Raw genomic sequence first — 13166 nt, 5'->3', positions numbered from 1 at the left:
CACCTCTCAGGACGGGTTCTGGCCGGCGAGCTGCTGGATCCGGATGATCACGAACTCGGCGGGTTTGAGCGGGGCGAACCCGACGACCACGTTCACCACGCCGCGGTCCCGGTCGTCGCTGGTGGTCGTCTCCGCGTCGCAGCGCACCAGGTACGCCTCGCGCGGGGTCCGCCCGGCGAACGCGCCCTTGCGGAACAGGTCCTGCATGAACGACGTCAGGTTGAGCCGCAGCTGCGACCAGAGCGGCTCGTCGTTCGGCTCGAAGACGGCCCACTGGGTGCCCCGGAACACGCTCTCCTCGATGTAGAGCGCCAGCCGGCGGACCGGGGTGTACTTCCACTGACTGGCCAGCACGTCCGCGCCGGCCGTCGTCCGGGCGCCCCAGTTGACCGTGCCGACCACCGGGAAGGTGCGCAGGCAGTTGAGCCCGAGCGGGTTGAGCACGCCGTTCTCGGCGTCGGTCAGCGGGTACGCCAGGGTGGTCACGCCGCGCAGCTGTGCCTCGGTGCCGGCCGGGGCCTTCCACACGCCCCGCTCGGCGTCCTGGCGGGCGTACAGGCCGGCGAGGGTGCCGCCGGGCGCCACGGTGCGCGGCTGGAAACCGTCGGAGGGGTCGGGGATCCGCAGCCGGGGGAAGTGCGCGACCGCGTTCGGCCCCTTGACCCCGAGCTGGTTGATCCAGTCCAGGGCGCGGTCCGGGTCGTCCACCCCGGGTGGCGGGTCGACCAGCAGCATCGCCCGGCGCCGCTCGCACAGCTCGTACGCCGCGGACCAGATCGCCTCCGGGTCCACTCCACTGTCGACGCTACTCGGGTCGCCGGCCCGGGCCCGGGTGGCGTCGGGGATGCAGAGCAGGTTGAACAGGTCGGTCTTCAGCAGGGCGTAGAGGCCCGAGTAGGCGGCCTCGGAACCGACCAGCGCCCCGGTGCCGGGCAGCGTGCTGCCGTCGGCGCCGGTGACCAGGTCACCCTGGCCGAGCCGCTTCGCACCGACCGGCGTGTACCGGCCCACGTTGGCCGTCGCCCCGCCCAGGCCGAGCAGGGCGGCGCCGTCGGCGACGTCGCCGGAGGCGGTCACCCCGCCGACGGTGAACGCGGCGTCCACGGCGGCCGGGGCGACCAGCGGGTCGACGTCGCCGAGGAGGCGTACCCCGCCGGCGGCGGTGGGCACGACCCGGACCCGCAGGCCGGCGGCCCCGTCGGCGGCGCCGAGCGCGGCGTTGACCTTGCGCTGGACCAGGGCGGCCACCCCGGCGGGCGAGGACGGCAGCCGCTCGCCCTTCTCCAGCACCGTCACCGTCACCGCCGCCACGGCGGGCACCGTCTTGGTGGCGTCGGCCGGGTCCGGCTTGGTGGGCCGGTCGGGCTGGACGGTGAGCCGGTAGTTCTTGCCGGCGTCGACGGTGGGGGTGCCGATCGCGGCCCCGACCGTGCCGCTGGGGACCGGCCGACCGGCGCCGCTCGCGCCGGGGCGGGCCCGCACCAGGGAGGAGCCGCGGTCGGGATCGTTGAGCAGGGTGACGGCGTAGGCGGCGCTGGTCGGGTCGACGGAGAGGCCGGTGAACCGCTCGGTGACACCGGTGGACCCGTCGCGCACGCTGAGGTTGAAGATTTTCGGCTCGGCGGCGTCGTCGTGGTCGACGTCGACCAGCAGGTTGCTGCCCCACTGGCCGGTGCTGGCGGCTTCCAGCACGAGCGCCGACTTCGGGCCGGTGCCGACCTTGTCCAGCAGCGTCACCGACGCCGCCCGGGCGTCGCTCTTCGGCACCCGGACGACCAGGGCGGCCGAGCCGCCGTTGCGGAAGAACTGCTGCACGGCCAGGCTCAGCTCGGAGTCCCGGTCCACCCCGCCGAAGCGGCGCTCGAACTCGCCGAAGCTGTTCACCCGGACGGCGCGGTTCTCCGGCCCGGTGCGGACGTATCCCACGAACGCGGTCACGCCGGTCGCCACACCGATCACGGGACGGACGCCGCTCGGGACTTCCTCGATGTAGACGCCGGGGTAGCTCGGAGTCACGGGCATGACTACCTCGTCTCGGAGTGCGGGGTGGGCTGGTCACACCCTCCGCCCCCCGGGCCGGGCCGCTCTAGCGCGGAACCGACTGCGCCGAGACGCGTACCCGACACGCGGTGTCCGTCCGGTCACTCCCCACCGACCACACCGGCCGGCGTCGGACGCCGATCGCCGCGCGCCCCGGCACCGCCGGGTGATGCGCCGGCGTCGCGCTACCCGTGGTCGTAGACGGTCACCGCGATGTCGCGCGCGCAGAGGGCGCCGATGACCAGCGGCTCGACCCGGCTCCAGGTGCCGCCGGCCAGCCCGCAGCCGATGCGCGGCAGGTGCACCGACGCCCCCAGCGCCTGGACCTCGTCGCCGAGGGCGGTCAGGCAGCGCCGCACCGCGTCGTAGCGGATCGGCGGACCACCGACAGCCCGTCTTCCCGCCGGGTCAGCCCCCGGCGGCGATCTCCGCCAGCACCCGCCGCTGGAAGGCCCGGGCCTCGGCGCCGCTGGGCGGGACGCCACCGGCGCGCGCGGCGACGCAGCGCCCGATCAGCTCGCTCTCGTAGCCGGCGTCGGCCAGCCGGCTGCCGGCGGCGACCTTCGACAGCCACACCCCGTCCCGGGCCTTCACCAGCGACCGGCAGGCGCCGAGCACCGCGTCCTCGGCGCCCGGGGCGGGCGCGTCGTCGGCGGGGGTGGGCAGGGCGAGCCACCAGCGCAGCGCCTCGACGAGCAGCCGGCGCAGGTCGGCCGGGGCCAGGGCGGCGAAGACGTCGGCGGCGGGCGGGCCGAGCAGGGCGTACCCGTGCTCGTGCAGGATGTCGCGGTCCAGGCCGTACCAGAAGCGGCCGTCGGCGGCGGGCCGCTCGGCCGGGTCCCAGGTGGCGCGGAACGGCATCTGCGTGCCGGTGTTCAGCTCGACCTCGAAACCCGGTTCGGGGGTGCCGGAGCCGGCGACCGCGCGGGTGTAGGCGACCAGTTCCAGGCCGCGCGCCGGGCAGGGCAGCGCCTCGTGCCGCAGCCGGGCCACCAGGTCGCGCTTGCGTCGGGCGTCCAGCGGTCCGGCGACGACCAGCGCCACGTCCACGTCGCTGCGGCCCGGCTGGTACGCGCCCATGCCCACCGAGCCGGCCGCGTACGCCCCCACGAGGTCGTCGTCGAGGACGTCGCGGGCCGCGTCGACCAGGTCGTCGAGATAGCGCCGTACGGTCGGGTCCATGGCCGCCATCCTGCCTCGGCCCGGTCGCCGGGCCGCATGCCACCCCCCGACGGGCACGGCGGACCGCTCAGCTCGGGTCCGCGCCCCAGCCGCTCCCGTCCCGGATGATCGCCTCGCCCTTGACCAGCCACGCGACGCCGAAGGCCAGCACGGCGACGGTCTCGCACCAGAAGACCGGCTTCACCGCCTCCTGCACCGTCTCCGGCAGCAGGGTGCTCGCCGGCGCGAGCGCCACCGCCACGACGATGATCGTGCCGCAGACCCGGTAGACGCGGTTGCGGACCAGCTTCTCCGGGGTGACCGGGCCGGCGGCCGGGTCGGTCCGGGTGAACAGGAACAGGCAGAAGCCGGCCAGCAGCAGGAACAGCGCGGCGGCGCAGACCTGGTGCACCCGGCCGACCAGAACGTCGCTGGCGCTGACCGGGTCGTCCCGGGCGCCGGCGGCGGTGGGGAAGAGCGCGACGGTGACCGACAGCGCGCCGGCGACGCTGCTCAGCACGTCGTCGAGGGGTCGGTAGCGGTAGCAGACGAGGAAGACGCCGATGGCGCACATGCTGCCGACGAAGACGTCCCGCATGGCCGTGTGGTACGCCCCGCTGATCGACTCGAGCAGCGTCAACCGGCCGGCGAACAGGGCGTTGCCGGCGGTCAGCACGATCGGCATCGCGATGCCGACGACGCCGATGCCCAGGCGCAGCCGACGGACGGTCAGGACGTCCTGTGCCGGGCCCATCGCCCCTCCCCCGGGTCGCCGTCAACTGTCCGTCGCGGGGCAGCACACCGTCAACGCCCCCGGCACCACCCTGACCTTCAGCCGGGTCGTCTCGCCCCGCGCGCCGCCGTCCAGCTCGTACGTCTTCGGCACCGCGAAGCGGACCTTGATCCGGCGACCGCGGGTGATCCGGACGAACGGCGAGTCCTCGGAGCGGCCGGCGGCCATCCGGCCCAGGGTGCGCGCCCAGTCGATCGCGCCGCTGGCCGTGGAGACACCGATCTCCAGGGCGCCGTCGTCGGGGCGGGCGTCGTCGAAGGCGGGTACTCCCCCGGTGATCGTGCCGACGTTGCCGAAGAGCACGCAGCTCGCCTCGCCGTCGAACCAGTCGGACCCGTCTACCCGGATCCGGGTGCGCACCAGCTCGCCCCGGACGTGGCGCAGGCCGGTCCACAGGTACGCGGCCCGGCCGAGTCGGCCCTTGAGGGTGCGGTCGGCCTCCCGGATCAGGTCCCCGTCGAAGCCGGCGCCGGCCATCACCGCGAAGTGCTCGCCGTTGAGCCGGCCCAGGTCCAGCCGGCGGCGGTGACCGTGCAGGCCGACCCGGACCGCCTCGGCGAGGTCGCTGGGAATGCCGAGGTTGGCGGCGAAGAGGTTGGCGGTGCCGGCGGGCAGGATCGCCATGGCGGCGTCCGATCCGGCGAGGGCGTCGGCGCAGCGCTGCACCATGCCGTCGCCGCCCCAGACGAAGACCAGCTCGGCGCCCTTCTTCAGCGCCTTCCGGGCCTTCTTGGGCGCCTTGCGGCTCTTGGGCACCTCGTACCAGAGCAGGTCCTGCACCCCGGCGGCGACGAGGGTCGCGCGCAGTTCGTCGAGGCCGCCGCCGAGGGTCTTCTTCCGGTGGGCGACGACCGCGACCGTGCCCACGTTCGCGCTGGTCGCGGGGCGCTCGTCGGTGGCCGTGCTGCGCGTGCTCATGACCGGAGGTGATACCCAGGCGGCCGGAGTCCCACGCGTCGCGCACGAGCCGGTGGCCGACGGTCGCGCGGGGGCGATGTTGGTCGCTCGGTAACGCCCCGTTCACAGTTTCGACGCCGGCCGGCAAGACCTGCTGCCGGTCGGCGAATCACCGCTGGCGTGGCCGCAACACCTGGGACACACTTGAGGCCCGACACCCAGGGACGGGGGCATGGACGGCTCCATACAGGACGATGCTGCCGCGGCTTTCGTACGGGAGCTCACACACTGGCGACACCAGCGCCGACTGTCCAAGAAGGAACTGGCGGAGCGGACCGGCTTCGACCCCTCGTACGTCAGCCACATCGAGAACGGCCGACACCAGCCGACCGAGGAGTTCGCCCGCCGCGTCGAACTGGTGCTCGACAGCGGCAACCGGATCTGGCAGCGGTACGTCGAGTTCGCCGGCGCGCGCGGCGACGACCGGCTGCCCGCCCTGGGCCCCACCGCCGTGCCGCCGCCCGCCGGGCCGCACCTGGTGATCGACGACGAGCAGGCCAGCCTCTCCCTCGTCGACGGCTGGTACGAGTGCCGGTTCCGGCGCGTCCTGCACAGCGTCGGCACCGAGCCGATCACCCGGCACACCGTGCAGATCGACATCGACCGGTTCCCCGACGACCCGGCCCGCTCCACGGACTTCCACAGCCGCCATCCGCTCACCCTGGACGAGGTCGACTTCACCGCCACCATCGGCGCCGACCGCCCCGAACCGATGCGCTGGCGGGTGACCCGCAGCCGGGACGCCTTCCTGAAGATCGCCCTGATGTTCGACACCGGCGGCGCGCCCGTGCCGCTCTACCCCGGGCAGCGCACCGTGCTCGCCTACGCCTACCGGGTGCCGGCGTGGAAGTTCGGCGACTGGTTGCAGCGCGACATCCGGCTGCCCACCCGCCGCCTCGCCATCCGGCTGGACCTGCCCGCCGCCGCACGTCCCACGGTCTGGGGCAGCGAGACGTCGTTCACCTCCGAGACGACCGCCGACGTGGTCCCGCGCCGCCAGAAACGGGAGGGCGTCGTCGCGTACGAGTGGCAGGTGCCCCGGCCCCGGCTGCGCGCCCAGTACCGGCTGCACTGGCGCTACGGCGACCCGAGCGCCGCCGGCGCCGACCCGGACACGGCCGGCGGGTGGGCCACCGACGCGTGGCCGCAGGCGTGCGGCGCGGGCCGCCCGGGTGCCGACCGGTGACCCGCCGGGCACCCGTAACGGCCGGTCAGGGCGTCGGGCGGAAGTTGCAGGATAAGGGACCGGACAGGTGTCGTTTCCGACAGATCCGGCCCCTTGTCGATGCTCTCCGTAGCGACGCGACCGGCCCGACCGTTAGGCTCGACTGCTGAGTGGGGTTGTCGCAGCCGGATCAGCTTCCTCACCCGCCGGGTTACGCACGTTGGCTGAACGCAGCACCGGAAGGCAGGCTGGAGTGACCCGAGATGGCGAGCCAGGGGCCGAATTCGCCCACCGCGCGGACAACAAGCGCGTGGCGTACGAGGTCACCGGCGCGCCCGACGGGTTTCCGGTCTTCCTGCTCCACGGTACCCCCGGCAGCCGCCGTGGCCCCAAGCCACGCGGCATCGTTCTCTACCGGCTCGGCGTCCGGCTCATCGCGCACGACCGTCCCGGGTACGGCGACTCCGACCGGCGGGAGGGCCGCGACGTCGCCGACGCCGCCCGCGACGTCGAGGCGATCGCCGACCAGCTCGGCCTGGAGCACTTCGCCGTCGCCGGCCGTTCCGGCGGCGGCCCGCACGCGCTGGCCTGCGCCGCCGACGGCGCGTTACGCGGCCGGGTGACCCGAGTCGCGGTGCTGGTCAGCTTCGCCCCGTCCGACGCCACCCAGCTCGACTGGTTCGCCGGGATGAACAGCGACAACGTGCGCGGCTTCGGCGGCGACGGCAACCGCGACACCGCCTCGGTGATCGAGCAGATCCGGCGCCGCGCCGCGCGGGCGATCGAGGATCCACGGTTCCTGCTGGAGGAGCTGATGGTGGAGATGAGCGCGGCGGACCGGCGGGCGGTCAACGACGCGGCGCTGCGCCGGCTCATCACCGACACCTACGAGGAGGCGCTGCGCGCCGGCCCGTACGGGTGGATCGACGACGTGCTGGCGCTGCGGCGGAGCTGGAAGTTCGACCTCGGGGCGATCGACACGGCGGTGACCCCGGTGCGGCTGTGGCACGGCGCGGAAGACACCTTCGCCCCGGCCAGCCACGCACGGTGGCTGGCCGGTCAGATTCCGGGCGCCGAGGTGGAGGTCCAGCCCGGCGCGGCGCACTTCGACGCCGTCGAGGAGCTGCCGCGCATGCTGCGCTGGCTCACCGACGTCGGCGCGCCGGTGGGCCGGGACGTGCTGATCGGCAGCCGGCCCGATCAGTAGGGGTGCGGGTCGACGACCCGGCGCACCAGCCGGCCGTCGCGCAGCACCACCACGCTCGGATGCCGCTGACCGATCCGGTCGGCCAGCCGGTCGGCGATCCGGGTCCGGCCGATGCTCACCAGCCCGCCCGAGGCCATCTGGTGGACGACCTCCAGGTTGCCCAGGCCGCGCAGGGTGTCGGGGTGTTCGGGGCCGAGCACCTCGACCATCCGCTCCACGACGGTCCGCAGCCGCGCCCGGCCCTCCTCCAGCTCGCCGGAGTAGATGTCGAAGACCGCGGCGTTGTTCGCCGCCGCCATCGCGAACGGGTGCCGCTCCTCCAGCGCCGCGCGCAGCGCCTCGGCCGCGGACTCGGCGAGCGTGCGGGCCGTGGCGTGCTCCCCCGCGTCCCAGGTCGCCACCGCGAGGTTGTTGCGGCAGACCAGCGCGTACGGGTGCTCGGCGCCGAACACCTGGGCGAACATCTGCCCGACCTCGGCCAGCTCGGCCCGGGCCCGGGCGCCCTGCCCCTGCAGCATCATGTTCGCCGTGCGGCTCAGCCAGCTGAACAGGGTGTCCGGGCTGGTCGGGCCGAAGCTGGTCCGCAGCCGCTCGTAGGCGACGTCGAGCAGCTCGGCCGCCTCGTCGATCTCCCCGGTGCTGCGCAGCGAGACGGCGAGGTTGGCCTGGGCGACGAGCGCGTCGCGGGAGTGCTCGCCGAAGAGCCGGCGGTAGCCCTCCACCACGCCCCGCAGCAGCGACACCGACCGCTCGTACTCGCCGACCTCGCGCAGGTCCCGGGCCAGGTTGCTGGCGGAGAAGAGGGTCCGCGGGTGCTCGGCGCCCAGCACCAGCCGCAGCCGGCGGTAGGTGCTCTCGTCCAGCTCCCGGGACCGGGCGAACTGGCCCATCAGCTGGTAGGAGGCGGCCAGGTTGTTGGCGGCGACCAGGGTGCGGCGGTTGTCCTCGCCGAACACCTCCACCGAGGCGGAGTAGGTGCGCAGGTCCCGCTCCAGCGCCTCCCGGTAGCGGCCGAGGGCGCGCAGGTCGCCGGCGTAGCTGCCGGCCGTCATCAGCGTGTACGGGTGGCTGGCGCCGATCAGCTCCTCCTGCTGGCGCAGGGTGTCCTCGTCGAGCTGGCGGGCCTCCTCGAACCGGCCCAGGCCGCGCAGCAGGTTCGCCCAGTTGAACCGCAGGTGCAGCAGCTGCACCCGCAGCGCCCGGTGCGGCGGCGAGTCCGGGGACAGCTCCTCCAGCCGCGTCGACCAGGTCTTGTCGGCCTGCCGCGCGTACTGCTCGCCCTGCTCGAAGCCGCCGTTGAGGTAGATGTACCGGATCCGGTCGATCACCAGCTGGCGGACGTTGTCGTCCTGGCAGGAGACGGCGTCGGAGCCGTCCAGGTGCGGCCAGAGAATGCGGAACCGGTCCTGCACGGCCGGGTCCTCCACCTCGCCCGACGGGCGCGACCCGGCGAGGATCCGGTGCACGTCGTGCTTGATCTCGTTCAGCTCGGTGTCGGACATGCGGACCCGCAGCGCGGCCTGGAGCAGGCGGTGCACCTGCACCCGCTGGGCGTGCAGGTCCACCTTGATCAACGCGAGCCGGTTGATCCGCTGCACCAGGGCCGCCGCGATGTCCCGCTCGGACACCCGGTCGGCGACCCGGGCCGCCACCACCGGGTCGTGCGGCGCGATGACCCGGGCCACCTGATCGCCGTAGAGCAGGTCCAGGGATATCTCCGGCGCCAGCACCGAGGAGAGCTGCAGCAGCCGGTACGCGCCGGCGGACTGCTCCTTGAGCCGCTGCAGGGAGTGGCCCCACACGTCGGTCTCCGGGCCGGTGCGCTCCAGCCCGGCCAGGTAGTCGCCCACCGGGGTGCCGGTGTCGGCCAGCCAGGCGCCGGCCATCGCGACCAGGATCGGGATGTTCTCCACCGCCTCGGCGACCTGCTCGGCCTCGGCGACGCTCATCAGCTGCTCGCCGATGCGGGCGCGCAGGTGCGACACGCTCTCCGTCCGCTGGAACGCCTCCACGTCCACGGCCCGGGCCAGGTCCCCCCAGTCCGGGTTGCGGGTGGTGACCAGGACGTGCCCGTTGCCCTGCGGCAGGAAGTCCTTGACGTGCTCGTACTGGTCGGCGTTGTCGAACACCAGCAGCCATCGGGGTGGCTGGCCGCCGTCCTCGTGGCGCTCCGCGCGGCTGAGCCACTGCCGCACGGCCCGGGTCTTCTCCGGGATGGTCGGCAGCTCCGGCAGGCCGAGTTCGCGGCCGAGGTCGGACACCTGCACGTCGACGAACTGCGGCGGGTCCGCGTCGATCCACCAGACGATGTCGTACGCGCCGCGGAAGCGGTGCGCGTACTCGATGGCCAGCTGGGTCTTGCCGATGCCGGCGCCGCCGAGCAGCGCCACCGGGGTGCGCTCGTTACCGCCGGCCTTCAGCTCCTCGCGCAGCCGGCGCAGCAGCTGCTCGCGGCCGGTGAAGCGGACGTTGCGGCCGGGCGGGTTGAACACCTCCGCCCCGACGGCCGGGAAGCGGGCACCCGCCAGGCCCCGCCCGCCGTCGCCGGTGGGCCGCCCGACAAGCTTGAGCAGTTGCTCGGTGGCGGCCTCGACGCTCCGGTTGTGCACCGAGGTCCAGCTGCCGACGGGGACGTCCGGGGCGGGCGGGGTGTCGTCGAGGTGCACGGCCAGGGTGGCGCCGCCGCGCCCGACGACGTCCGGGCCGAGCCGGTCCCGCGCGGCGACGTACGCCCGGGAGACCAGCCGCAGCTCGCGCGAGGCGGTGTCGGCCTTCACCGGCGCGACGGCGCCCGGCGCGACGGTCAGCACCCGCAGGTCCGCGCCGGTGAGCACCGCCTGCACCCACTCCGCCCAGGCCTGGTCCTCGGCGGCGTGCCGCAGCACGATCAGCTCGTCGGGCACGGCCGGCTTGCGCTCGAAACGCTGGACGGTCTGCCGGCGCAGCGCCTCGTCGAGCCGGGGCAGCGAGCCGATCCGGCCGTTGGTGATGTGGCTGGTCAACGTCTCGTACGCGGACAGCAGGGTGGTCCGGCCGCCCGGCTCGTCGCCGAAGGTCGCCAGCGTCTCCTCGTAGGCGTAGTACGCCCGGTAGGGCACCTCGACGGTCAGCCAGTACTCCTGGCGTTCGGCGTCGGTCATGCCGCTGGGCAGGCCGGCGAAGCGCTGCATCGCCAGCGTCCGGCCGGCGTCCCGCTTGCCCTTCTCCCCGTCGTCGACCCGCATCGGCACCGGCAGCACGCGCCGCGCGCGGCGTCCCTCGTAGCCCCGGACCCGGCGGGCGACCGCCGAGGCGCCGTCGATGCCCTGGTCGCTGAGGGTGAAGCAGTCCACCAGCACGTCCGGCAGGTGAATGGTGCAGATCTCGGCGACGTCGCTGATGCCGGTGCGGCTGTCGATCAGCGTGTAGTCGTAGTGCCGCTTCATGTCCTCGCGCAGGGCGTCGAAGAACTGCGCGCCGCCGAGGCGGTTGTAGAAGTTGTCCCAGTTCAGGCCGGTGACGCTGGTGGCGTAGTCGGGGTTGTGCCGGCCGGCGAGCAGCAGGTCGAGGCTGCCGCCGCCGGGGAACTCCCAGTTCACCGAGAAGGCGTACTTGTGCACCCGGGCGAACTGGCGGTGCCAGTCACCGGGGCGGGCGGCGGCGTCGGACTCGGCGCGCCGCCGGGCGTTCTCCCACTCGTACTCCAGGATCAGGTCCATCACCCCGCCGGTGGAGGCGACCTGCTCGGGGTCGAGGAACGGCGCGTAAAACCGGTGCAGGCCGGGGGATTCCAGGTCCCAGTCGGCGACGAGCACCCGCTGCCCGTTCGCGGCCAGGATCCAGGCCGTGTTGGCCAGCGCCATCGTGCGGCCGGTGCCACCCTTGTATGAGTAGAAGGTGACGACCTGGCCATCGCGCGGTCGCGTCATCGGTCTTCCTTCCCTCGCCCTACGTCTGATGCGCCGGCCGGACGCAGGCTCGGCCGGGGCACGGCCGGGCCGTCGGGCGGATCGACCGGACCGTGTCGGAGGAACTGCTTACGGGCTTCGATCACCAGCTGCGGCGCGCAGCGCTCGAACTCCGCGATGTCCCGCACCGGCAGCACCTGCGGAAAGTGCGCGTCCTGCAACGTACCGGCGATCGCCTCGGGCGTCGTCTCGCCACGCTCACCGTCGGCGGCGATGACCAGCGGCACCGCCCAGCGGGGCAGCCCGTCGACCGCGTCGCGCGCGGCCTCGGCGCCGATGGCGGCGTCCACCAGCACGACGGTGGGGCACTGCGGCGCCTGGACGCGGGCGTCGGCGAAGGCGACCACCCGGGTGGACAGGCCCAGCCGCTCGGCGGTGGCCGCGACGTAGTCGGCGACGGCCAGCTCGTGCTGGTCGCCGTACGGCCGCCAGCGCGGGTCGTGCCGGGTGAGCGTGGTGACCACCAGCGCGGTCTCCCCACTGTCGGTCACCGGGTTGCTGGTCACCGTCGCGGCACGGGACGGGGCGAGCGGCTCGCTCTCGGCCACCGTGATGATCCGTTCGGCGAGCACGGACAGGATGCTCTCGTACTGCCGGCGGTAGGCGCTGAGCTTGCACAGCGCCCGCAGCCCGTTCTCGGCGTAGTCGGCCCGCTCAAGGCCGTCGCCGACCAGCTCCAGCGCCTGCGCCGTCTCGGGCCGCTCCTCCCAGGGCGACAGGGGCAGCCAGAGCACCGGCAGGATGTGCCGCGCGGCCCGGCCGGGCGCCAGCCGGGTGAGCCGGCTGCGGAACGAGTCCCGCTCGCCGACCGCCCAGGCGTTGCTGAAGTACTTGGGCGAGTAGAGCGGCACGAAGACGTGGGCGACGCTGAGCGCGTCGGTGAGCGTCTGCTTGAGGTCGGCGCCGGGGCTGACCAGCCCGTCGAAGAACCCCACGTCCAGCTCGCCGGTGCGGCGGGCGCCGCGTCGCACGGCGGCGCCGAGGTCCTGGAAGAACCGGTTGACCCAGAAGTCGGTGTCGGGGCGGGCCGACGCGGACAGCGGCACCGAGTGGGCGTAGCTGAGGAAGAAGTACGTCTGCCGGCCCGGCGGGGCGCCGGACGAGGAAGCGTCAGACCAGGTCATGCCCGACCTCCTCGAACGTCGCGCGGAGCTGCTGCATGTCGGCGGGGACCTGGGCCTGCACCCAGTGCGTGTGGTACGCCTTGGCGACCCGTTGCGCCAGGCGCCACACCACCGCGTCGTAGGCGTCCTTGCCGTTCTTGCCGAGGCTGAGCAGGCCGTAGATGCCCTCGTCGTGGTACTGCGGGGCGATGTCCGAGGGTAACCGGGTGGGGGTGAACATCTGCCGCTGCGACACGACCGGCGGCACCCGGTGCCGCTCCACCACCGACCAGTTGACCGGGATGATCGGGGTCTCCCCCGGTGTGGCCGCCGCGCCGGGGCGCAGGGTGAACCGGCGGCGGGCGAAGGCGTCCCACTCGCGGGCGCACCAGGCGCTGTTGAGGTACTGCGGTGAGATCAGCGGGATGAAGACCTGGCTGTGCCCGGCGGCGAAGGCCAGGTCCTCCGTCCAGAGCTGGCCGCCGTCGATCATCCGGTCCATGAAGCCGGCCGGGCGCCCCGGCGGCAGGCCGAGCAGCTCGACCACGTGGTCGGAGAGGTCGACGAAGAGTTGGAACACCTTGCTGTTGGTGTCCCGCGGGGGTGCGGCAACCCGGTTCTTCGTCCGGGCGTAGCTGAGGAAGAACACGGGCGCCCCTGGGTCGACCCGGAACTCTTCCTCGGTCACGTGCCGCTCCCGCCCGACGTGGGACATCCTGAACCGTCCACAGTATCGGCGTACGCAATACCGGGTGTCCCCGTCACCCGCACCGGGGCCGATCGGTGCCCGGAG

10 protein-coding genes are annotated in these 13166 nt (G+C 73.8%); 2 read left to right on the top strand and 8 right to left on the bottom strand.

Going from position 1 to position 13166, the window contains the following annotated elements; translation table 11 throughout:
• Positions 1-6: 6 nt before the first annotated feature.
• The 5 genes from FHX75_RS03460 to FHX75_RS03440 all read right to left on the bottom strand — a co-directional run bounded on the left by FHX75_RS03460 (position 7) and on the right by FHX75_RS03440 (position 4912).
• On the bottom strand, positions 7-2022 hold the full coding sequence (locus FHX75_RS03460) for a phage tail sheath family protein (RefSeq protein ID WP_154936623.1): 2016 nt from the start codon (positions 2020-2022) through the stop codon (positions 7-9).
• A 203-nt stretch (positions 2023-2225) separates the two neighbouring features.
• On the bottom strand, positions 2226-2399 hold the full coding sequence (locus tag FHX75_RS03455) for a macro domain-containing protein (RefSeq protein ID WP_211364309.1): 174 nt from the start codon (positions 2397-2399) through the stop codon (positions 2226-2228).
• Positions 2400-2448: 49 nt separating this feature from the next.
• Positions 2449-3222 (bottom strand): nucleotidyltransferase family protein, encoded by a 774-nt coding sequence (locus tag FHX75_RS03450; protein ID WP_154936622.1) that lies wholly within the window; start codon positions 3220-3222, stop codon positions 2449-2451.
• A gap of 67 nt (positions 3223-3289) precedes the next feature.
• Positions 3290-3955: a DUF998 domain-containing protein gene (locus FHX75_RS03445; protein ID WP_154936621.1), complete on the bottom strand. Its 666-nt coding sequence runs from the start codon at positions 3953-3955 to the stop codon at positions 3290-3292.
• Positions 3956-3976: 21 nt separating this feature from the next.
• Entirely contained in the window at positions 3977-4912 is a 936-nt protein-coding gene (locus FHX75_RS03440; RefSeq protein WP_154936620.1) for a diacylglycerol/lipid kinase family protein, read from the bottom strand.
• A 211-nt stretch (positions 4913-5123) separates the two neighbouring features.
• Between FHX75_RS03440 and FHX75_RS03435 the strand changes: the two genes are divergently transcribed.
• A complete protein-coding gene (locus FHX75_RS03435) occupies positions 5124-6137 on the top strand; it encodes a helix-turn-helix domain-containing protein (RefSeq protein WP_154936619.1) in 1014 nt (337 codons plus the stop codon).
• Positions 6138-6369: 232 nt separating this feature from the next.
• Positions 6370-7323, top strand: coding sequence for an alpha/beta fold hydrolase (locus FHX75_RS03430; protein ID WP_154936618.1), 954 nt, complete (start codon positions 6370-6372; stop codon positions 7321-7323).
• Here the strand turns inward: FHX75_RS03430 and fxsT are convergent.
• The 3 genes from fxsT to FHX75_RS03415 are packed head-to-tail and all read right to left on the bottom strand — an operon-like array spanning position 7317 to position 13061.
• Entirely contained in the window at positions 7317-11231 is a 3915-nt protein-coding gene (gene fxsT, locus FHX75_RS03425; RefSeq protein WP_154936617.1) for an FxSxx-COOH system tetratricopeptide repeat protein, read from the bottom strand. The two genes, FHX75_RS03430 and fxsT, sit on opposite strands and share 7 nt — an antisense overlap.
• A complete protein-coding gene (locus FHX75_RS03420) occupies positions 11228-12394 on the bottom strand; it encodes a TIR-like protein FxsC (RefSeq protein ID WP_154936616.1) in 1167 nt (388 codons plus the stop codon). Before FHX75_RS03420 ends, fxsT begins: the two co-directional genes overlap by 4 nt.
• On the bottom strand, positions 12381-13061 hold the full coding sequence (locus tag FHX75_RS03415; RefSeq protein ID WP_154936615.1) for a TIR-like protein FxsC: 681 nt from the start codon (positions 13059-13061) through the stop codon (positions 12381-12383). Before FHX75_RS03415 ends, FHX75_RS03420 begins: the two co-directional genes overlap by 14 nt.
• Positions 13062-13166 lie beyond the last annotated feature (105 nt).

Source organism: Micromonospora palomenae (assembly GCF_007829925.1).
Classification (GTDB): Bacteria; Actinomycetota; Actinomycetes; order Mycobacteriales; family Micromonosporaceae; genus Micromonospora; species Micromonospora purpureochromogenes.
The sequence above is the reverse complement of the archived record's forward strand: the minus strand, read 5'-3'. Positions and strand labels throughout refer to the sequence as shown.